The following is a 19848-nucleotide window of genomic DNA, read 5'->3' on the forward strand; positions in this document are numbered from 1 at the left end:
GCTCACTCCACCACGATCAGCCGGGTGAAGCCCGCGCCCCGCAGCGCGTCCATCACCGTCACCAGATCCTGCACCCCGGCCGCGCGCGGGCGCAGCACCACCGGGTCGTCGGGCCCGGTGGTCAGGGGCGCAAGCGCGGCGCCGAGCCCCGCAAGCGGCGTCGCGATGCCATTGAGCGTCACCGCCCCCGCGGGGCCGACCTCGACCAGCCGCGGCGGGCCCTGCCAGTCGCCACCGGTGCCGGTGGCCGCGACAAGGGGCAGCGCGGTTTCGGTGTTGAAGCGCGAAGCCAGCATGAAGAAGACCAGCAGCAGAAAGACCACGTCGATCATCGGCGTCAGGTCGGGGCGCCGGCGCGGGCGTCTTGCGCCGAAGGCGAACATCAGCCGGCATCCCCGGGATGGTCGGCGCCCGAGCGGCCGGCGGCGACGAAGATCCGGGTCGCAAGGTCTTCCATGTCGTGGCGCAGCCGGTCGATCACCGACTCGAACCAGGTCAGCGCGACCTGGGCCGGAATCGCGACAGTCATGCCGGCGGCGGTGGTCAGCAGCGCCTCCCAGATGCCGCCTGCAAGCGTTGCCGGGTCGGCGTGGCTGCCGGCCTCCTGCAACGCCTGAAACGCGCCGATCATGCCCGTCACCGTGCCGAGCAGGCCCAGAAGCGGCCCGATCGTCGCCGCCAGCTCCAGCCCGCGCAGCCCGGACTGAGCTTGCGCCAGCAGCGCACGGGCCTCGCGTGCGGTCTCCTCGCGCGCCTCGGTGTCGCCCATGGCTGGATCGCCCGCCGTGGTCATCGCCGAGCGGGCGAGCCGTGCGCGCAGGCTGCGCCGGCCCGACAGCATCGCCAGCGCCGTCGCCCGCTCGCCCTGCCGCCACAGCGCGACGGCGGCCGCGCTTTGCGCCCCGCCCGACCAGGCGCCAAAGGCAATCAGCCGCCAGATCTTCCACAGGATCAGCGCCACCGTCGCGACCGAGAGTGCGGCGATCGCCCACATCGCCGGCCCGCCAAGGTCCAGCATGCCGCGCAGCCGCTCGGCCCCCGCCATCACCGACAGCCCCTGTGCCGTTCCCGTTTCCATCCGCCCGCTCCTTCGCCTTTGCCAGCAGGGATAGGGGCGCGCGCGGCGTTTGTCGATGCCCGGGCGGGGCGCGGCTTGAGCCTGCGACCGCGCGCCGCTAGGGTGGCCGCGACCGGAGGCAGACCATGACCGATTTCATCACCACGCCCGAGGGGCGCCGCATCGCCTATAACCGCTCGGCCGGCGAGGGGCCGGGCATCGTCTTCCTGCACGGGCTGAAATCCGACATGGAGGGGGTCAAGGCGCTGGCGCTCGAGGCCTGGGCGCAGGCGCAGGGGCGCGCCTTCCTGCGGCTCGACGTGTCGGGGCACGGCGCCTCGGGCGGTGTCTTCGAGGAGGGCGCGATCGGCGACTGGTTCGAAGATGCCCGCGCTGCGATTCGTGCGCTGTGCGCCGGGCCGCAGGTGGTGGTGGGCTCGTCGATGGGCGGCTGGCTGGCGCTTCTGCTGGCCCGCGACTGCCCCGATCTGGTGGCCGGGCTCGTCACCATCGCCGGCGCCCCCGATTTCACCGAGGACGGCTATGTCGCCGCCTTCACCCCTGCGCAGGCCGCGGAACTCGAGGCGCAGGGCTACGTCGATCTGCCCTCGGAATACGGCGCGCCCTATCGCATCACCCGCCGCCTGATCGAGGAGGCGCGCGGCCGGCTGGTACTGCGCGATCCGCTGCGGCTCGCCCTTCCGGCGCGTTTCCTGCAGGGCACGGCCGATACCGCGGTGCCGGTGTCGGTGGCGCTGCGGCTGTTCGAACATGCCGAGGGCGCCGATATCCGCCTGACGCTGGTCAAGGGCACCGATCACCGCTTCTCCGACCCGGACGATCTGCGCCTGATCGAGGCGACGGTGGGCGAGGTGCTGTCGCGCCTGTGATCCGCGGAACCTTGCCCGCCGTGCCGTGCATGGGGTTTCCCCGGCCACCGATCCGGGGCACACTGGCGCAAAGAGCGCCACAGGCGCCACAGGCAGAGGTGAGCAGGCATGACGGCAGACCCGCTGGTCTTCCTTCCGGGATTCTTGTGTGACGCAAGGCTGTTCTGGCATCAGATCCTCGATTTCTCGGCCGATCGCACGGTGATTGCGGCGCCGCTGCTGGGCGCCTCGGTCGAGGAGATGGCCGAGACGGTGCTCGCGACGCTGCCGCCGCGCTTCTCGCTCGTCGGGCACTGGCTCGGCGGGCTCGTGGCGATGGAGATCCTGCGCCGCGCCCCCGACCGGGTGGCCGAGATCGCGCTGATCGACGTCTCGCCGCTTTCCGAAAGCCCGCAGGCCGCCGCGATGCGCGAACAGCGCATCGTCAAGGCCCGCGCCGGACGCCTCGACGAGATGGTGCTCGAGGAGATCCCCGCCACCGCGCTTGCCCCCGGCGAGGGGCGCGAGGCGGTGCAGGCGCTGCTGCTCGAGATGGCCGACGCCTTCGGCCCCGAGGGGTTCGCCCGGCAAAGCCGCGCCCTGATGCGCCGCCCCGACCAGCAGCGCGCGCTGCGCAATACCCGCGTCCGGGCAATGCTGATCTGCGGCGAGCACGACACGATCTGTCCGCCGCGCCGGCACGAGTTCCTGGCCGAGCTGATGCCGCATGCCGCGTTCCGGCTGATCCCCGCCGCGGGGCATCTGAGCCCGCTCGAGCGCCCGCTCGAGGTCACCCGGGCGCTGCGCGACTGGCTCGACGCGCCACTGCTGTTGCGCTGAGGGCAAGTTGATGTTTCGAAACCCGATGACATGCGCTAACATCGCCCCTAGGGGAGAGCTGCCCTTGGCAGCGCCGGTGCCGATTTTGGCTCCGGCAGGGAGGATGATTGATGAAAGGGATTGAGCTCTGCGTCGCGCGCAGCGGCAGGGAACGGATTGGGATCTGGAAGGCACGCCGCCGCGGCCCGGTTCTGGTCAGCGGCTGCTCGGCGAATGCGGGCGCGCTTTGCGTCGCCCGGGCCGCATTTTCACTCCTCGAATGTGAGGTGCATCTGCTGCGGCGCATCTCCGAGGCGCATCACAGCAGCGCGCTCGGCCGCATCGCGGAACGCGCCGTGGCCGGCCTCGCAATGCCCGACGGCGGCCGCTGAGGCCGCCGCCGCTGTCGTTCAGATCCCGCGCGACAGCGCGGCCACGCCGGTGCGCGCCACATCGACCAGGCCCAGCGGCCGCATCAGCTCGGCGAAGGCGTCGATCTTCTCGGGCGTGCCGGTGACCTCGAAGACGAAGCTCTCGAGCGTGCTGTCGACCACGTTGGCGCGGAAGATATCGGCCAGACGCAGCGCCTCGACCCGCTTTTCGCCGGTGCCCTGCACCTTGAACAGGGCCAGTTCCCGCTCGACCGGCTGCGCCTCGATGGTCAGGTCGATCACCTCATGCACCGGCACGATGCGGCCAAGCTGCGCCTTGATCTGGTCGACCACCGCCATCGTGCCGCGCGTCACGATGGTGATGCGCGACCGGTGCCCCTTGTGGTCGATCTCGGCCACGGTGAGGCTGTCGATGTTGTAGCCGCGCCCCGAGAACAGGCCGATCACGCGCGCGAGCACGCCCGCCTCGTTGTCGACGATCACCGCAAGCGTGTGCGAGCTTTCGACCTCCGAGTGGGTGTCGCGCAGGTCATAGGCGGAATGCGAGGTCGCGCCCTTCTTGATGTTCAGAGCGGCCATTGCCTCTCTCCTCTTGCAGAATTGCTTTCATCTTGCCCGAAATACCTCGGGGGTCCGGGGGCAGGGCCCCCGGCCTCGCGTCACACCAGCGCCGCACCCGACGCGAAGGCCTCGGCATCGGCCGCAAGCAGCATCTCGTTGTGCGGCTTTCCCGAGGGGATCATCGGGAAGCAATTCTCGTGCTTCTCGACCAGGCAGTCGAACAGCACCGGCCCGTCATGTTCGAGCATCTCCATGATCGCGTCATCGAGATCCTTCGGATCCGAGCAGACGATGCCCTTCCAGCCGAAGGCCTCGGCCAGCTTGGTGAAGTCGGGCAGGCTTTCCGACCAGCTCTGCGAATAGCGCCCGCCGTGCAGCAGGTCCTGCCATTGCCGCACCATGCCGAGCCGCTCGTTGTTCAGGATGAACTGCTTCACCGGCACGCGGAACTGCGAGCAGGTGCCCATTTCCTGCATGTTCATCAGCCAGCTCGCCTCGCCGGCGACGTTGATGACGAGCGCGTCCGGATGCGCGATCTGCACCCCGATCGAGGCCGGGAAGCCATAGCCCATGGTGCCGAGCCCGCCCGAGGTCATCCAGCGGTTCGGCGCGTCGAAATGCAGGAACTGCGCCGCCCACATCTGGTGCTGGCCCACTTCGGTGGTGATGTAGCGGTCGCGGCCCTTGGTCAGCGCCTCGAGCCGCTCGAGCGCGTATTGCGGCTTGATGACGGTCTCGGAGCCCGCATAGGCGAGGCAGCGGACCTTCTTCCACTCCTCGATCCGGCCCCACCATTTCGCCAGCCCCTCGCGGTTCACCTTGCGCCCGCGCGCCTTCCACACCTTCAGCACATCCTCGAGCACATGGCCGACATCGCCGATGATCGGCAGGTCGACACGCACGATCTTGTTGATCGAGGAGGCGTCGATATCGACATGCACCTTGGTCGACTTCGGCGAGAAGTCCGAGACGCGGCCGGTGATGCGGTCGTCGAAACGGGCGCCGAGGTTGATCATCAGGTCGCAGTCATGCATCGCGAGGTTGGCCTCGTAGAGACCGTGCATGCCGAGCATCCCGAGCCAGTTTTTGCCCGAAGCCGGATAGGCGCCAAGCCCCATCAGCGTCGAGGTGATCGGGAAGCCCGTCGCATCGACCAGCTCGCACATCAGCTGGCTTGCCGCCGGCCCCGAGTTGATCACCCCGCCGCCGGTGTAGAAGATCGGCCGCGCCGCGGTCTCCATCAGCTCGACGAGCTTGGTGATCGCCTCGATATCGCCTTTCACCTTGGGCTGGTAATTGGCGACATTGGCCTGTTTCGGTCCGGTATAGGTGCCGGTGGCGAACTGCACGTCCTTCGGCAGGTCGATCAGCACCGGGCCCGGGCGGCCCGAGGTCGCCACGTGGAAGGCCTGATGGATCACCTCGGCCAGCTTGTCGGCGTCCTTCACCAGCCAGTTGTGCTTGGTGCAGGGGCGGGTGATGCCCACGGTGTCGGCCTCCTGGAAGCCGTCGGTGCCGATCATGAAGGTTGGCACCTGGCCCGAGAAGACGACAAGCGGGATGCTGTCCATCAGCGCGTCGGTGAGCCCGGTCACCGCATTCGTCGCGCCCGGACCCGAGGTCACCAGCACGCAGCCCGGCTTGCCAGTCGAGCGGGCATAGCCCTCGGCCATGTGCACCGCAGCCTGCTCGTGGCGGACCAGGATGTGACGGATGTCGTTTTGCTGGAAGATCGCGTCATAGATCGGAAGGACGGCGCCGCCCGGGTAGCCGAAGATCGTGTCGACCCCCTGATCCTTCAGCGCCTGCACCACCATTTCCGCGCCGGTCATCTGCCGTGACATCTTTCTCTCCATTCACCGGGGCGCGCTGCCCCCAACCCGTTTCGCAACAAAAAGCCCCCGCTTTGCTGGCGAGGGCGCATGGGAACCATCATGGTCAAACCGTCACCGGCCCATGCGCGTGTCCCCTACGACGATAAGAAGCGAGAGCATCGCTGATCCTTTCCATTGCGTTGGGGCGGACATTAGGGGGGCCGGAACGGGGCGTCAACGGGAAATCCGCAAAGAAAGTGTCGCGCCGGCGTTCCGAACGTTGCGAAAATTGCGCAATCTGGCGATCTGTGGGCAATAAAGCGAAAATTCCCGGGGTGTTGCGCGGAGGGCTGCGGGGCACCGGGACAATTTCGCGCACCGGCAACGGTGAGTCGGGGGCGCGGAAGGCGCCTCTGGCGGGCGTTGGCGGCGGGGCCGAGGGACCGGGCGCGGCCCGGGGCCGCGCGCGGGCGGCCGCCCCGGGGACGCAGGCGCGCTCGGGGCGCGCTCCGATGGGCGCGCGGCGGGCAGCCGGGGAAGGGTTGCGAAAATGCCGGGATCGGCTTCCCGGATCTTCCGTCCAGCTTTCCTCTCGCGCAAGATAATGTTAACGGCACCCCTTGTCGGACGACTCTGTGCATGCCAGGGCAAACTGGTCAGGAAACACGACCAGATCGGCCAAATTTCTTGACCTGTGGCCAGAACCCGTCCAAGGAAATCGCAAGCCCCGGATCTGGGGGCGCAAAAAGGGAAGGGGAGGATGAGATGGGCGCTTTGCTGGCCCTTTCACGTCTGATCGACCGCATCAACGAGTTCATCGGCAAATCCGTGTCGTGGCTCATCCTGATCGCGGTTCTGGTCAGCGCGGTCAACGCGACCGTTCGCAAGGTCTTCAACGTATCGTCGAATGCCTGGCTCGAGCTGCAATGGTATCTCTATGGCGCGGCCTTCCTGTTCGCTGCCGCCTATACGCTGAAGCAGAACGAGCACATCCGCATCGACATTCTCTACGGCGCCTGGTCGCGCCGCGTGCAGCACTGGATCGACCTTTTCGGCCACGTCTTCTTCCTGATGCCGATGGTCACGCTGATGATCTATCTGCTCTATCCCTACGTCATGCGCGCCTATATCTCGGGCGAGGTCTCGACCAACGCCGGCGGGCTGATCCTGTGGCCGGCGAAGGCGCTGTTGCTGTTCGGCTTCGCGCAGATGTTCGCGCAGGGGATTTCCGAGATCATCAAGAAGATCGCGGTGATCCGCGGCGATCTGGCCGATCCCTTCCCCGCGACCGGCCATCACGGCCATGATGCGATCGAGCAGGAGGAGGCGCTCTGATGATGGAGCTCATCGCCCAGAACATGGCGCCGATCATGTTCGTCTCGCTGATCTTCTTCCTGCTGCTCGGCTATCCGGTGGCCTTCTCGCTCGCCGCGAACGGGCTTTTGTTCTTCATCATCGGGGTCGAGCTCGCGCCGCTGTCGGGGGGCTCGATCAACCTCAGCTGGCCGCTTCTGAACGCGATGCCGGAGCGGTTCTGGGGGGTGCTCAGCAATGACACATTGCTGGCTATTCCCTTCTTCACCTTCATGGGGATCGTGCTCGAGAAATCCGGCATGGCCGAGGACCTGCTCGACACCATCGGCCAGCTCTTCGGCCCGATCCGCGGCGGTCTGGCCTATGCGGTGATCATCGTCGGCGCGCTGCTCGCCGCCACCACCGGCGTCGTCGCCGCCTCGGTGATCGCGATGGGGCTGATCTCGCTGCCGATCATGCTGCGCTATGGCTATGACCGGCGCCTCGCCTCGGGCGTGATCGCGGCCTCGGGCACGCTGGCCCAGATCATCCCGCCCTCGCTCGTGCTGATCGTGCTCGCCGACCAGCTCGGCCGCTCGGTGGGCGACATGTACAAGGGCGCGCTGATCCCCTCGCTCGTGCTGACGGCGATCTACATCGGCTATGTGGCGGTGATGTCGATCATCCGCCCGCAGTCGATGCCGGCGCTGCCGAAAGAGGCGCGCACGCTCGGCTCGGGGGTGACCTCGCTCGTCGTCGCGCTCGCGCTTGGCGCTGCGGTCTTCTACGGCACCTTCCGCTGGCTCGACACCGGCTCCAATGCCGCCAATGCCGAGATGCTGGCCGCGACCGTTGCGGTGATCGTGGTCTATGTGCTCGCTCTGCTCGACAAGGGGCTGAAGATCAACATGATGAGCCGGCTGGCGCAGCAGGTGGTGATCGTGCTGATCCCGCCGCTCGCGCTGATCTTCCTCGTGCTCGGCACCATCTTCCTCGGCATCGCGACGCCGACCGAAGGCGGCGCCATGGGGGCCGTCGGTGCGCTGCTGCTGTCGGCGGTGAAGAGCCGGCTGACCTTCCCGGTGGTGCGCGACGCGCTGGCCGCCACCACCCGGCTCTCGGCCTTCGTGATGTTCATCCTTCTGGGCGCGCGGGTGTTCTCGCTCACCTTCTACGGGGTGAACGGGCATCTGTGGGTCGAGCATCTGCTGACCTCGCTGCCGGGCGGCGAGCTGGGCTTCCTCGTCGTCGTCTCGCTGCTGGTCTTCTTCCTCGCCTTCTTCCTCGACTTCTTCGAGCTTGCCTTCATCATCGTGCCGCTGCTGGCGCCGGCCGCCGACGCGATGGGGATCGACCTGATCTGGTTCGGCGTGATCCTCGGCGTGAACATGCAGACCTCCTTCATGCACCCGCCCTTCGGCTTCGCGCTGTTCTTCCTGCGCTCGGTGGCGCCGAAGGAGGCCTATGTCGACAAGCTGACCGGGCGGAAGATCGAGGCGGTGAAGACCTCGCAGATCTACTGGGGCGCGGTGCCCTTCGTCGCCATCCAGATCGCGATGATCGGGATCGTCGTGGCCTTCCCGGGGATGGTGATGCACTACAAGGGCAAGCCGGTCGATACCTCGAACGTCAGCTACACGCTGCCGACGATGCCGGGGCTTGGCGGCCTCGGCGCGCCGGGTGCGGCCCCGGGCGGCATTCCCGCGCCGGGCGGGCTTGGCCTGCCGCCGATCGGCGCACCGGGAGCGGCGCCGGGATCGGCCCCGGGCGGTGGCCTGACGCTGGGCACGCCGACGCTGGGCGGCCCGCCGCCCGGCCTTGGCGGCGCGGCGCCGGCAACCCCGGCTCCGGCCCCGCAGGAGGGCGCAAGCTCGGGCGTGCCGGCCCCGATGGGCCTCGGTGGCGCCCCGATCACCGGAAACTGAGACCACGCGGCGGCCTTCGGGCCGCCGCTTTCGTTTCGGGGACCCGCCGCAGTGCCGCGACATTCTCGCTGCGGTTGCACAAGATTCGTGCCGTCAACCCTTTATCTGGCGCGCGCTTCGGGGCAAGCTCTTGCACGGGGCAGGGGGCGCGGCCAGTCTGGGCGCGAACAGTCCCCTTCGGCAGATGCCGCGCCGACCCGGTGCGGCCAGAGACAAAGACGGTTTCAACATGGCGATTTCCAAGGCACTTGCGGACGAGTTGGAACGGCGGCGCGCGGTTGCGCTGGCAGGAGGTGGCAAGAAGAAGGCCGAGGATCGCCACGCCGAGGGGCGGATGACCGCGCGCGAGCGGCTCGAGGCGCTGTTCTCGCCGGGCACCTTTCAGGAGTTCGGCCTGCACGCGCGCCACAACACTCGCCACTTCGGCATGGAAACGCGCGAGATCCCGGGCGATGGCGTGATCACCGGCACGGGCTTCGTCGATGGCCGGCCCGTCGCCGCCTTCAGCCAGGACTTCACCGTCTCGGGCGGCTCGCTGGGCGAGATCCACGCGAAGAAGATCTGTCACACCCTCGATCACGCCGGCAAGGCCGGGGTGCCGATCATCGGCTTCAACGATTCGGGCGGGGCGCGGATCCAGGAAGGGGTCGGCGCGCTCTCGGCCTATGGCCAGGTGTTCTACCGCAATGTCCAGCTCTCGGGCGTGGTGCCGCAGATCTCGGTCATCGCCGGGCCCTGCGCGGGCGGCGCCGCCTATTCGCCGGCGCTGACCGATTTCACCATCATGACCCGTGAACACGCGCAGATGTTCATCTGCGGCCCCGAGGTGATCCGCGCCGTCACCGGCCAGGCCACCAGCATGGACGAGATCGGCTCGGCCGAGGTGCAGGCCTCGGTTGCCGGCAACATCCATTTCATCGCCGAGGATGACGCCCATGCCGTGGCGCTGGTGCATCGGCTGCTGTCCTTCCTGCCCTCGAACAACATGATGGACCCGCCGCACCGGATCGAGCCCGAGCTGGCGATCGCCGACGACCCGGTGCTCGACGATCTGGTGCCCGAGGACCCGAAGGCGCCCTTCGACTGCCGCAAGGTGATCGAGCGGCTCGCGGACGAGGGCGATTTCCTCGAGGTGATGGCGGAATTCGCCGCGAATATCGTCATCGGCTTCGGCCGGATCGGCGGCATCGTCGTGGGCTTCGTCGCGAACCAGCCGATGGTGAAGGCTGGGGCGCTCGACATCGACGCCTCGGACAAGGCGGCGCGTTTCGTGCGGTTCTGCAACATCTTCAACATCCCGCTGGTGACGCTGGTCGATGTGCCGGGATTCCTGCCCGGCGTGCACGAGGAACGGCGCGGCATCATCCGCCACGGCGCGAAGATGCTGTTCTCCTATGCCTCCTCGACGGTGCCGAAGATCACGGTGATCATGCGCAAGGCCTATGGCGGCGCCTATATCGCGATGTGCAGCCAGGACATGGGGGCGGATCGGGTCCTTGCCTGGCCCTCGGCCGAGATCGCGGTGATGGGGGCGGAAGGGGCGGTGAACATCCTCTACCGCAAGGAGCTGGCCGAGGCCGAGGACAAGCGCGCCAAGGCCAAGGAGCTGGCCGACGAATACCGCGCGGAATTCGCCTCGCCCTATCTCTCGGCCGGGATGCTCTTCGTGTCGGACGTGATCCCGCCGCGCCAGACGCGTTCGGCCGTGGCGTTGGCTCTGCGCGGGCTGATGTCGAAACGTGAGACGCGGCCGCCGAAAAAGCACGGCAACATCCCGCTGTAAGGAATTGGCCATGCTGGACAATCTTGAACTGATCGGCACGGGATTCGCGGTGGTGATGCTGGTGCTGGCGGCCCTGTGGGGGATGAGTGCGCTGGTCAGCCTCGCCTTCATCCGCGCGGCCGCCGCGCCGAAACCCGCCGCCCCGGCGCCCGCACCCGTCGTGGCGCCGGGCGTGCCGCCCCATCACCTCGTCGCGATTGCCGCGGCGGTGGCCGAGACGCTGGGGGCCGGGGTGCGCATCACCCGCGTCGCGGCGCCCGGCCACAAGGTCGAGGGCTGGCCGATGGAAGGCCGGATCGAGACCTTCACCGCGCATCGCATCCGCACCGACTGGGGCCCGACGCGGCCCACGCTCGGCGGCGAAACCCCCGACATCCTGAGAGGACATCAGCCATGAAACGCTTGCGGATCACTGTCGAAGGCATCGCCTATGAGGTGACGGTCGAAGAGCTGGACGCGGCCGCCGCCGCGCCGGCACCGGCTGCCCCCGTCACCGCGTCCCGACCCGCCGCCGCCCCGAAGCCGGTGGCCGCGCCCGTGGCCGCGGCGCCCGCGGCCCCGGCCGGGCCCGGGGCTGTGCCCAGCCCGCTTGCCGGCACCGTGGTCAGCATCGCCGTCTCGGTCGGCCAGACCGTCGCCGCGGGCGATCTTCTGCTCGTCCTCGAGGCGATGAAGATGAACACCAATATCGGCGCGCCGCAGGCCGGCACGGTGAGCGCGGTGAACGTCGCCCCCGGTGCCACCGTGACCGAGGGGCAGATCCTCGTCACCCTGGCCTGACGGGAGACCGAGATGGAGGGCTCGAAGCTCGAACAGCTCTGGTCGCTCACTGCGATCCCCGACGTCACCTGGCAGATGGTGGTGATGTGGGGCGTCGTCGCGGTGCTTTTCTACCTTGCGGTCTGGCGCCAGTTCGAACCGCTGCTGCTGATCCCGATCGCCTTCGGCGCGCTTCTGGCCAACCTGCCGACCGAGGGGCTGGTGAACGCGCCGGTGAACGGCGAGGCGGGGGGGCTTTACTACTACATCTCGATGGGGGTGAAGCTCGAGATCTTCCCGCCGCTGATCTTCCTCGGCGTCGGTGCGCTGACCGATTTCGGCCCGCTGATCGCCAACCCGCGCACCTTGCTGCTGGGGGCTGCGGCACAGTTCGGCGTCTTCGCCACCTTCTTCGGGGCGACGCTGATCGGCTTCACGCCGCAGGAGGCCTCGGCAATCGGCATCATCGGCGGGGCGGACGGTCCGACCTCGATCTTCCTCGCGAACAAGCTGGCGCCGCATCTGCTCGCGCCGATCGCGGTCGCGGCCTACAGCTACATGGCGCTGGTGCCGATGATCCAGCCGCCGATCATGCGCGCGTTGACCACCGAGGCCGAGCGCAAGATCCGGATGAAATCGCTGCGCCAGGTGTCGCGGCTGGAGAAGCTGATCTTCGCCGGGCTGGTGACGGTGGTGGTGATCCTGCTGGTGCCGGCCGCCTCGGCGCTGATCGGGATGCTGATGCTCGGCAACTTCCTGCGCGAGAGCCTGGTGACCGAGCGGCTGACCAAGGCGGCGCAGAACGAGGTGATCAACGTCACCACCATCCTGCTCGGCACCTCGGTCGGCATCACCATGACCGGCGAGCGCTTCCTCGAGCCCTCGACGCTGAAGATCCTGGCGCTTGGTGTCGTGGCCTTTGGCGTGTCGACGGCGGCGGGGGTGCTGATGGCGAAGTTGATGAATCTGTTCTCGACGACCAACAAGATCAACCCGCTGATCGGCTCGGCGGGGGTCTCGGCGGTGCCGATGGCGGCGCGGGTGAGCCACAACGAGGGGCAGCGCGCCGACCCGAACAACTATCTGTTGATGCACGCGATGGGGCCGAACGTGGCGGGCGTGATCGGCACGGCGGTGGTCGCAGGCTATTTCATCGCCTGGTTCGGCGGCTGATCCGGATCGCCCGCGGAAATGCAAAACGCGCCCCAAAGGGGCGCGTTTTCGTTTCCGGACGGGGCAGGGGGTCAGGCCGCGCGGACCGGCGGCTTGCGGCTGCCCTTCGGTGCCTCGGGGGCATTCGCGTCGATGAACTCGAGGATCAGCGGGCGGATGTTCTTGCGCCAGCTCGAGCCCGCGAAGATCCCGTAATGGCCCGCACCCGGCTCGAGATGCTGGGCCTTCTTCGCCTCGGGCAGACCGGTGAGCAGTTTCAGCGCCGCAACACATTGCCCGGGCGCCGAGATGTCGTCATGCCCGCCCTCGACGGTGTGCACCGCGACCGAGGTGATCTTGCCGATGTCGACGCGCTTGCCCTCGATGGTGAAGCGGTTCTGCGCGATCTCGAGCCCCTTGAAGATGCGCTCGACGGTCGAGAGATAGAACTCGGCCGTCATGTCCATCACCGAGAGGTATTCGTCATAAAAGACGTTGTGGTGGTCGCGCTCGCTGCCCTCGCCCTTGGCCTCGGCGACGATCTTCTTCTGGAAGGCGTCGGCGTGCTTTTCCATGTTCATCGAGATGAAGGAGGCGAGCTGCATCAGCCCGGGATAGACCATCCGCCCCGCGCCCTTGTACTTGAAGCCGACGCGCTGGATCACCAGCTGCTCGAGCTGGCCCATGGTGACGCGGCGGCCGAAATCGGTGACCTCGGTGGCGGCGGCGTCGGGGTCGATCGGGCCGCCGATCAGGGTCAGCGTGCGCGGCTGCGCGGCGGGGTCGGCCTCGGCCAGATAGGCGGTCGCGGCCAGCGTCAGCGGCGCCGGCTGGCACACCGCGATGACGTTGATGTCGGATCCGAGGAAGCGCATGAAATCGACGAGGTAGAGGGTGTAATCCTCGATGTCGAACTTGCCCTCGCTCACCGGAATGTCGCGGGCGTTGTGCCAGTCCGTCACGTAGACTTCACAGTCGGGCAGCAGGCTCGCCACCGTGGAGCGGAGGAGAGTCGCATAATGGCCCGACATCGGGGCAACGAGGAGCACGCGGCGCGCCATCGGCGCGCGGCCCTGCACCTTGAAATGCACGAGCGACCCGAAGGGCTTGTCGAGCAGGGTCTCGACCTCGACGGTGTGGTCGCGGCCATCGGCGCCGGGGATCGAGCGGATCCCCCAGTCGGGCTTGATCACCATGCGCGCAAAGCTGCGCTCGGTCACCCGGCCCCAGGCCGAGAGCAGTTTGAACATCGGATGCGGCGTCAGACCCCAGACCGGGTAGGAGGCCATGGCGCGCGCCGAAGCACCCATCCACTCGTTCGTGTTCCTGATGGTCTCCATCAGGTCGTAGCTCATCATGCCCTTCATCGTAACGCCCTCGTCCGAGTGAAAAATCCCTCAAAACGCCGCTTTACGCTTCCCCGAAGGCGACGTTATGCTCCCCTTGATTAGATTAGGGAGGATTGATCGTTATGACAACAAGAGACGAGGTCCCCGTTGCTGCATCGCAGCAAATGAAGGATAATCTCGCGAAGATCGAAGCCCTGACTCAACGCCTGGTTGATGCCCTGGCGAAGAAGCGCCCGCCGAATCCGGCGATCGACGGGCCCGGCCTCGACCTTTACCTGAACACCAGCGCGGCCTTGCTCAAGGAGCTGGCCGAGAATCCCTCGAAGATTCTCGAGGCCCAGGTGAACTACTGGGGCCAGGCGATGAAGCATTACGTCGAGGCGACGCATGCGCTCGCGCAGGGCGCGTTCAAGGCGCCGCCCGATCCGGGCCCGAAGGACCGCCGCTTCACCAACCCGCTGTGGGACACCCACCCCTATTTCAACTTCGTCAAGCAGCAGTATCTGATCTCGGCGAAGGCGATGGAGGATGCGGTCGAGCGCATCGAGGGGCTCGATCCGGTCGACCGCCGCCGGCTGACCTATTTCACCAAGCAGATCGTCGACATGATGGCGCCGACGAACTTCCTCGCCACCAATCCCGACGCGCTGGAAAAGGCGGTGGCGACCGAGGGGGCGAGCCTCGTGCAGGGGCTCGAGAACCTGGTGCGCGACGTCGAGGAGAACAAGGGCGAGCTGATCGTCACGCTCTCCGACAAGAACGCCTTCGCGGTCGGCAAGAACATCGGCACCGCCGAGGGCTCGGTGGTGTTCCGCAACCGGATGTTCGAGCTGATCCAGTACAAGCCGACCACCGAGAAGGTGCACCGCACGCCGCTGATCATCTTCCCGCCGTGGATCAACAAGTTCTACATCCTCGACCTGAAGCCGGCGAATTCGCTCATTCGCTGGATCGTCGACCAGGGCTTCACCCTGTTCGTGGTCAGCTGGAAGAACCCCGACGCAAGCTATGCCGATGTCGGCATGGACACCTATGTGAGCGAGGGCTATCTGACCGCGATCGAGCAGGTGAAGGAGATCACCGGCGAGAAGAAGGTGAACGCGGTCGGCTATTGCATCGCCGGCACCACGCTGAGCCTGACGCTTGCCCTGCTCGAAAAGCGCAAGGACAAGTCGATCAACTCGGCCACCTTCCTGACCACGCTGACCGACTTCTCGGACCAGGGCGAATTCACCGCCTATCTGCAGGACGATTTCGTCGGCGGCATCGAGCATCTGATCAAGCATCAGGGCGTGCTGGCCGCAAGCTTCATGCAGCGCACCTTCTCCTTCCTGCGCGCGAACGACCTGATCTATGCGCCGGCGATCCGCTCCTACATGATGGGCGAGGCGCCGCCGGCCTTCGACCTGCTCTACTGGAACGGTGATTCGACGAATCTGCCCGGGCGGATGGCGGTCGAGTATCTGCGCGGGCTGTGCCAGGAGGACCGCTTCACCACCAAGGGCTTCCCGCTTCTGGGCGAGACGGTGAAGATCTCCGAGGTCAAGGTGCCGCTCTGCGCGCTCGCCTGCGAGACCGACCACATCGCGCCCTGGATCGCCTCGTTCAACGGCATGGCGCAGATGGGATCGGCCGACAAGACCTTCATCCTGTCGGAATCGGGCCATGTCGCCGGGGTGGTGAACCCGCCGACGAAGAAGAAATACGGCCATTACACCTCCGAGGCGCCGATCGAGGACCCGAACGAGTGGAAGGCGAAGGCGACCTATCACGAGGGCAGCTGGTGGCCGACCTGGGGCGCGTGGCTGGCCGAACGCTCGGGCGCGATGGTCGCGGCACGGGTTCCGGGCGATGCGAAGCACCCCGAACTGTGCCCGGCTCCCGGCACCTATGTGAGCGAGGTGGTGACTGCCTGATCGGGCAGCGCCGGCTCTCCCAAAGGTTGAAAATTTTCTGCGGCGCAGCATATTTCTCTTGAAATGCTGCGCCGCAGCATTTATAACTGTCCGTAAGCGAAGGGGCCCTCGCCCATCCCACACCCGGGCCCGCAGATCGGAGCAAGAAAATGGCCAAGACCCAGGACTTCACCAAGATCATGCAGGACATGATGTCGTCGATGCCGATCGACGCGACCAAATTCCAGGACACCTTCAAGGCGCAGGCTGCGCTCGGTGAGAAGATGGCGAAGGTTGCCCTCGACGCCGCCGAGAAGTCGACCGAAGTCACCTCCAAGTGGGCCAAGGATACGCTCGCCAAGGTCGGCTCGCTCGCCAAGTCGAAGGAAGAGCCCGCGGAATACGCCAAGGCGATGAGCGACTTCGCTTCGGCCTCGGCCGAAATGGCCGCCGAAAACCTCGCCGCCTTCGCCGAGATCGCGAAGAAGGTGCAGATGGAAACCGTCGAGCTGATGCTGGCTGCCGGCAAGGACTTCTCGGAAGATGCGACCGCCGCGGTGAAGAAAGCCACCGAGGAAGTGACCGCCGCCGCGAAGAAGGCCACCACGGCCGCGGCCACGAAGTAAGAGAACCTCCCGCGCCCGGCTTCCTCCTCCCAGCCGGGACCGGACCTAAAGGGCAGGCCTTGGCCTGCCCTTTTCTTTTGTTGCTTTTGCCCGGGCACCGAATAATCTTGCTGCAATGCAGGAAGACGCCCGGGAGGACACGATGGCCGAAGATGCAAAGCCCTTGCTGATCAAGCGCTATGCCAGCCGCAGGCTCTACAACACCGAGACCAGCGACTATGTCACGCTCGAGGACATCGCGAGCTTCATCCGCGAGGGGCGCGAGGTGCAGATCGTCGATCTGAAGACCGGCGACGACCTGACCCGGCAATACCTGCTGCAGATCATCGCCGAGCACGAGAGCCGCGGCGAGAACGTGCTGCCGGTCGATGTGCTGACCGATCTCGTGCGCAGCTATACCACTTCGGCGCAGTCGGTGGTGCCGCAATTCCTCGCCGCCTCCTTCGAGATGCTGCGCGAGGGGCAGTCGAAGATGATGGAGAACTTCTCGTCCTTCCCGAATCCGATGGCCTCGATGCCCGGTTTCGAGGCGCTGCAGCGTCAGCAGCAGGCGTTCCTGAAGTCGATGATGGCGGGCTGGAGCACCGCCGGTTCGACGGGGCCTGACGACGAGACCGCAGCAAGCGACGCCGCGAAGGACCGCGAGGAACTCAGCACGATCAAGAAACAGCTCGCGGACCTGCAATCGAAGCTGTCGAAACTCTGATCCCGACCGGGAGGGGGCGCTGCCCCAATGCCAAAGGGGGCCTCGCGGCCCCCTTCGTCATTCCCCCGGAGACTTTGTGCCAGGAAAAGGCCTCGCCGCGAAAAGCCCTCCGGTTTTCTCCTTGCCGGAAATACCTCGGGGGTGAGGCCCGGCAGGGCCGAGGGGGCAGCGCCCCCTCTGACCCGGTCGACGTCAGGCGACTTCGGCGAAGACCTTCCTCAACGCCTTGTCGAGTTTGTCGAACATCTCGTCCATCTGCGCCTCGGTCAGGATGAACGGCGGGCAGAGCACGATCGACTGACCGAGCGGGCGGCAGATCAGCCCCATGTCGGTGCAGGTGTTGGCGATCCGCTCCGACACGCTCAGCTTGCCGTCGAACAGGGTCTTGGTGGCGCGGTCGGCCACCGCCTCGAGCGCCCACATGTAGCCCACGCCGCGCAGCTCGCCGATGTTCGGGTTCTGCGCGATCTGCGCGAGCCCCGCCTCCATCCGGCCCGACAGCCGCTTGACGTTGTCGGCCAGCCCCTCGTTCATGATCACGTCGATCGCCTTCAGCGCGATCGCGCAGCCGACCGGATGGCCCGAGGCGGTGAAGCCGTGCGGAAACTCCTCGATCGCCTCCGATGCCGCCTGCACCCGGTTCGCGAGGTCCGGCCCGAGAATAACCGCGCCCATCGGGAAATAGCCCGCGGTCAGGTTCTTCGAGGAGATGATCGCGTCGGGCATGAAGTCATAGGTCTCGCTGCCCCAGGTCGCGCCGGTGCGCCCGAAGCCGCAGATCACCTCGTCGGCAATCAGCGGGATGCCGTATTTCTTCAGGATCGGCGCCACTGCCTGGAAATAGCCCTTCGAGGGCGGAATCACCCCGCCCGCGCCCATCACCGGCTCGGCGAAGAAGCCGGCGATGGTGTCGGCGCCTTCGGTGATGATCGTCGCCTCGAGCTCGGCCGCAAGGCGTGCGGTGAACTGCTCCTCGGTCTCGCCCGGGCGGCCGAAACGCCAGTAATGCGGGCAGCCCAGATGCAAAAAGCCCGGCAGCGGCAGGCCGAAGACCGAATTGTAGGGCTTGCCGGTCATCGAGGCCGAGACCGCGGTGACGCCGTGATAGGAGTTGATCCGGGTCAGGATCTTGCGTTTCTGCGGCTTGCCCTCGGCGCCATGCAGGAACCACAGGATCTTGACCATGGTGTCATTCGCCTCGGAACCCGAGTTGGTGTAGAATACCTTGCCGCTTGCGAAGGGCGAGACCTCGACGAGCTTCTCGCTCAGCATCACGGTCTGGTCCGACATCCGGCCGAAGAAGGCGTGATAGCCCGGAAAGCGCGCATACTGGTCCTGCGCCGCCTTGATCAGCCCGGGGTGGTCAAAGCCCGCGACCATGTTCCACAGCCCCGAATTGGCATCGAGATACTGCCGCCCATGGGTGTCGTAGATGTAGGGGCCCTTGCCGTGCGTCACCACGACCGTGCCGCGCTCGTGCACCGAGGGCAGGTCGGTAAAGCCGTAGAGCGAGAATTCGTCGGCCTTCGACTCCCAGCTGTTGTCACGCATGTTGCTCTCCTTTCGCGATCCGGCCACAGGCTATCCGCGCCGCGGCCGGCGTCAATGGGGCGCGCCGCCGCTCCCCCGGGGCAGAATGCACGCAGGACGTGCATCGCGGCTTGCCAAAGCGATCAGGGCCCGCGCATTCTGCGCGCGACGTGCAGGAGGCGGCGAATGGCAGGGCAGCGGGAGCGGATCAGCCTCTGGGCGGTGGAGGTGCTGGTGGCTCTGGCCGAGGAAGGGGCGATCACCGCCGCCGCGCGCCGGCTTGCGGTCTCGGCCTCGACCGTCAGCCAGCAGATCGCCGCGCTCGAGGCGGCGCTTGGCGCCGAGCTCGTCGACCGCAGCGCACGCCCCTTCGCCCTGACCCAGGCCGGCCGCGCCTTCCTGCCCCATGCCGAGGCGATGCTTGACGAGCTCGCCCGTGGGCGCGCCGGGGTGGGGTTGGCCGACCCGTCCGGGCTGCGCAGCTTTCGCCTCGGCATGATCGAGGATTTCGAGGCCGAGGTGACGCCGCTTTTGCTGGCCGGCATGGGGGCCGAGCTCACCTCCTGCCGCTTCCTGCTCGAGACCGGACCGAGCCACCGGCTGGCGGCGCAGCTCGAGGCGCGCGCGCTCGACATGACCGTTGCGGCCGAGATCGATGGCAGCCGCGAGGGGCTGACGGTGCTGCCGCTCCTGACCGAACCCTTCGTCGCGGTCTGGCCCGAGGGGCATGTGGGCGCGACATTGCCTTTCCTGCACTACAGCCCGCGCACGCTGATGGGCCGCCAGATCGCCGCCCATCTTGCGCGCGAGGACGCGGCCCCGACGCATCGCTTCGAAATCGACAGCTACCCCGCCATCCTCGCGATGGTGGCGGCGGGGCAGGGCTGGTCGATCCTGACCCCCTCGGGCGTGCACCACGGCGCACGGGCGGGAGTGACGCTTGCGCCGCTGCCGGTCGCCCCGCTCGCACGCAAGATCGTGCTGAGCGCACGGGCCGGCACGATGGCGGACCTGCCGGCGCGGGTGGCGGGCCGGCTGCGCGGCTTGCTCGCCGCCCGCATTGTTGCCCCGGCACTGGCCGAGGCGCCCTGGCTTGAGGGCGCGCTGCGGGTCGAGGGGCTCTGAACACGGAGGCCGTGCAGGGGAAACCGGAGCAGGGGGGTGTGCGCCCATGGCGCTCACCTGCGGGATACTGGGAGCAAATGGACGCGGAATGGAGCGGGAGATCCGGCAGGAACCCGCGCGGGCGGCGCTGTTTTCTCCTTGCCAGAAATACCTCGGGGGTGAATTTTGCCGAATGGCAAAAGAGGGGGCAGCG

Annotated in this window: 19 protein-coding genes; 13 read left to right on the forward strand and 6 right to left on the reverse strand. The window is 67.2% G+C overall.

Annotated elements, in window-relative coordinates; all coding sequences use genetic code 11:
- Positions 1-2 precede the first annotated feature (2 nt).
- Positions 3-383 (reverse strand): ExbD/TolR family protein, encoded by a 381-nt coding sequence (locus DYS74_RS14220; protein ID WP_121534353.1) that lies wholly within the window; start codon positions 381-383, stop codon positions 3-5.
- Positions 383-1078, reverse strand: coding sequence for a MotA/TolQ/ExbB proton channel family protein (locus DYS74_RS14225; protein ID WP_121534354.1), 696 nt, complete (start codon positions 1076-1078; stop codon positions 383-385). Before DYS74_RS14225 ends, DYS74_RS14220 begins: the two co-directional genes overlap by 1 nt.
- Positions 1079-1203: 125 nt before the next feature.
- On the opposite strand from DYS74_RS14225, the gene DYS74_RS14230 reads away from it, so the two are divergent.
- The 3 genes from DYS74_RS14230 to DYS74_RS14240 all read left to right on the forward strand — a co-directional run bounded on the left by DYS74_RS14230 (position 1204) and on the right by DYS74_RS14240 (position 3137).
- On the forward strand, positions 1204-1947 hold the full coding sequence (locus DYS74_RS14230) for an alpha/beta hydrolase (protein WP_121534355.1): 744 nt from the start codon (positions 1204-1206) through the stop codon (positions 1945-1947).
- A 108-nt stretch (positions 1948-2055) separates the two neighbouring features.
- Positions 2056-2766: an alpha/beta fold hydrolase gene (locus tag DYS74_RS14235; RefSeq protein WP_121534356.1), complete on the forward strand. Its 711-nt coding sequence runs from the start codon at positions 2056-2058 to the stop codon at positions 2764-2766.
- Positions 2767-2876: 110 nt separating this feature from the next.
- A complete protein-coding gene (locus DYS74_RS14240) occupies positions 2877-3137 on the forward strand; it encodes a hypothetical protein (RefSeq protein ID WP_121534357.1) in 261 nt (86 codons plus the stop codon).
- A gap of 18 nt (positions 3138-3155) precedes the next feature.
- On the opposite strand, the gene ilvN is transcribed toward DYS74_RS14240, so the two are convergent.
- Both ilvN and DYS74_RS14250 read right to left on the reverse strand, forming a co-directional pair.
- Positions 3156-3716 (reverse strand): acetolactate synthase small subunit, encoded by a 561-nt coding sequence (gene ilvN / locus DYS74_RS14245; protein WP_121534358.1) that lies wholly within the window; start codon positions 3714-3716, stop codon positions 3156-3158.
- Between the two features lie 80 nt (positions 3717-3796).
- Positions 3797-5542, reverse strand: coding sequence for an acetolactate synthase 3 large subunit (locus DYS74_RS14250; protein ID WP_183077546.1), 1746 nt, complete (start codon positions 5540-5542; stop codon positions 3797-3799).
- A 735-nt stretch (positions 5543-6277) separates the two neighbouring features.
- Between DYS74_RS14250 and DYS74_RS14255 the strand changes: the two genes are divergently transcribed.
- The 6 genes from DYS74_RS14255 (at position 6278) to DYS74_RS14280 (ending at position 12445) form a co-directional block, all read left to right on the forward strand.
- Positions 6278-6847, forward strand: a complete 570-nt coding sequence (locus DYS74_RS14255) for a TRAP transporter small permease subunit (RefSeq protein ID WP_121534360.1) — start codon at positions 6278-6280, stop codon at positions 6845-6847.
- On the forward strand, positions 6847-8730 hold the full coding sequence (locus tag DYS74_RS14260; RefSeq protein ID WP_121534361.1) for a TRAP transporter large permease: 1884 nt from the start codon (positions 6847-6849) through the stop codon (positions 8728-8730). Before DYS74_RS14255 ends, DYS74_RS14260 begins: the two co-directional genes overlap by 1 nt.
- Before the next feature lie 229 nt (positions 8731-8959).
- On the forward strand, positions 8960-10513 hold the full coding sequence (locus DYS74_RS14265) for an acyl-CoA carboxylase subunit beta (RefSeq protein WP_121534362.1): 1554 nt from the start codon (positions 8960-8962) through the stop codon (positions 10511-10513).
- Between the two features lie 10 nt (positions 10514-10523).
- Entirely contained in the window at positions 10524-10910 is a 387-nt protein-coding gene (locus tag DYS74_RS14270; RefSeq protein WP_121534363.1) for a hypothetical protein, read from the forward strand.
- Positions 10907-11293, forward strand: coding sequence for a biotin/lipoyl-containing protein (locus tag DYS74_RS14275; RefSeq protein ID WP_121534364.1), 387 nt, complete (start codon positions 10907-10909; stop codon positions 11291-11293). Before DYS74_RS14270 ends, DYS74_RS14275 begins: the two co-directional genes overlap by 4 nt.
- A gap of 12 nt (positions 11294-11305) precedes the next feature.
- Complete coding sequence (locus DYS74_RS14280; protein ID WP_121534365.1) at positions 11306-12445, forward strand: sodium ion-translocating decarboxylase subunit beta; 1140 nt, start codon at positions 11306-11308, stop codon at positions 12443-12445.
- A gap of 71 nt (positions 12446-12516) precedes the next feature.
- Here the strand turns inward: DYS74_RS14280 and phaZ are convergent, their stop codons facing one another.
- A complete protein-coding gene (phaZ, locus tag DYS74_RS14285; RefSeq protein ID WP_121534366.1) occupies positions 12517-13791 on the reverse strand; it encodes a polyhydroxyalkanoate depolymerase in 1275 nt (424 codons plus the stop codon).
- Positions 13792-13895: 104 nt separating this feature from the next.
- Here phaZ and phaC point away from each other — a divergent pair, with 104 nt between their 5' ends.
- The 3 genes from phaC (at position 13896) to phaR (ending at position 17000) form a co-directional block, all read left to right on the forward strand.
- Positions 13896-15689 (forward strand): class I poly(R)-hydroxyalkanoic acid synthase, encoded by a 1794-nt coding sequence (gene phaC, locus DYS74_RS14290; protein ID WP_121534367.1) that lies wholly within the window; start codon positions 13896-13898, stop codon positions 15687-15689.
- A 149-nt stretch (positions 15690-15838) separates the two neighbouring features.
- Positions 15839-16294, forward strand: a complete 456-nt coding sequence (locus DYS74_RS14295) for a phasin family protein (RefSeq protein ID WP_121534368.1) — start codon at positions 15839-15841, stop codon at positions 16292-16294.
- Positions 16295-16436: 142 nt separating this feature from the next.
- A complete protein-coding gene (gene phaR / locus DYS74_RS14300; RefSeq protein ID WP_121534369.1) occupies positions 16437-17000 on the forward strand; it encodes a polyhydroxyalkanoate synthesis repressor PhaR in 564 nt (187 codons plus the stop codon).
- 192 nt (positions 17001-17192) lie between these two features.
- Here phaR and DYS74_RS14305 read toward each other — a convergent pair whose 3' ends face one another.
- A complete protein-coding gene (locus DYS74_RS14305) occupies positions 17193-18551 on the reverse strand; it encodes an aminotransferase (RefSeq protein WP_121534370.1) in 1359 nt (452 codons plus the stop codon).
- Positions 18552-18716: 165 nt separating this feature from the next.
- Between DYS74_RS14305 and DYS74_RS14310 the strand changes: the two genes are divergently transcribed.
- The gene (locus DYS74_RS14310) at positions 18717-19655 is read left to right on the forward strand and encodes a LysR family transcriptional regulator (RefSeq protein WP_121534371.1); all 939 of its coding nucleotides are present in this window, start codon (positions 18717-18719) and stop codon (positions 19653-19655) included.
- Positions 19656-19848: the final 193 nt, after the last annotated feature.

It is taken from the genome of Paenirhodobacter hankyongi, assembly GCF_003664585.1.
Lineage (GTDB): Bacteria > Pseudomonadota > Alphaproteobacteria > Rhodobacterales > Rhodobacteraceae > Rhodobacter > Rhodobacter hankyongi.

Bases quoted from the DNA above. Each gene is read 5' to 3' on its own strand.
- DYS74_RS14220 (WP_121534353.1), bottom strand. From the start codon at position 383: ATGTTCGCCTTCGGCGCAAGACGCCCGCGCCGGCGCCCCGACCTGACG.
- DYS74_RS14225 (WP_121534354.1), bottom strand. From the start codon at position 1,078: ATGGAAACGGGAACGGCACAGGGGCTGTCGGTGATGGCGGGGGCCGAG.
- DYS74_RS14230 (WP_121534355.1), top strand. From the start codon at position 1,204: ATGACCGATTTCATCACCACGCCCGAGGGGCGCCGCATCGCCTATAAC.
- DYS74_RS14235 (WP_121534356.1), top strand. From the start codon at position 2,056: ATGACGGCAGACCCGCTGGTCTTCCTTCCGGGATTCTTGTGTGACGCA.
- DYS74_RS14240 (WP_121534357.1), top strand. From the start codon at position 2,877: ATGAAAGGGATTGAGCTCTGCGTCGCGCGCAGCGGCAGGGAACGGATT.
- ilvN (WP_121534358.1), bottom strand. From the start codon at position 3,716: ATGGCCGCTCTGAACATCAAGAAGGGCGCGACCTCGCATTCCGCCTAT.
- DYS74_RS14250 (WP_183077546.1), bottom strand. From the start codon at position 5,542: ATGTCACGGCAGATGACCGGCGCGGAAATGGTGGTGCAGGCGCTGAAG.
- DYS74_RS14255 (WP_121534360.1), top strand. From the start codon at position 6,278: ATGGGCGCTTTGCTGGCCCTTTCACGTCTGATCGACCGCATCAACGAG.
- DYS74_RS14260 (WP_121534361.1), top strand. From the start codon at position 6,847: ATGATGGAGCTCATCGCCCAGAACATGGCGCCGATCATGTTCGTCTCG.
- DYS74_RS14265 (WP_121534362.1), top strand. From the start codon at position 8,960: ATGGCGATTTCCAAGGCACTTGCGGACGAGTTGGAACGGCGGCGCGCG.
- DYS74_RS14270 (WP_121534363.1), top strand. From the start codon at position 10,524: ATGCTGGACAATCTTGAACTGATCGGCACGGGATTCGCGGTGGTGATG.
- DYS74_RS14275 (WP_121534364.1), top strand. From the start codon at position 10,907: ATGAAACGCTTGCGGATCACTGTCGAAGGCATCGCCTATGAGGTGACG.
- DYS74_RS14280 (WP_121534365.1), top strand. From the start codon at position 11,306: ATGGAGGGCTCGAAGCTCGAACAGCTCTGGTCGCTCACTGCGATCCCC.
- phaZ (WP_121534366.1), bottom strand. From the start codon at position 13,791: ATGAAGGGCATGATGAGCTACGACCTGATGGAGACCATCAGGAACACG.
- phaC (WP_121534367.1), top strand. From the start codon at position 13,896: ATGACAACAAGAGACGAGGTCCCCGTTGCTGCATCGCAGCAAATGAAG.
- DYS74_RS14295 (WP_121534368.1), top strand. From the start codon at position 15,839: ATGGCCAAGACCCAGGACTTCACCAAGATCATGCAGGACATGATGTCG.
- phaR (WP_121534369.1), top strand. From the start codon at position 16,437: ATGGCCGAAGATGCAAAGCCCTTGCTGATCAAGCGCTATGCCAGCCGC.
- DYS74_RS14305 (WP_121534370.1), bottom strand. From the start codon at position 18,551: ATGCGTGACAACAGCTGGGAGTCGAAGGCCGACGAATTCTCGCTCTAC.
- DYS74_RS14310 (WP_121534371.1), top strand. From the start codon at position 18,717: ATGGCAGGGCAGCGGGAGCGGATCAGCCTCTGGGCGGTGGAGGTGCTG.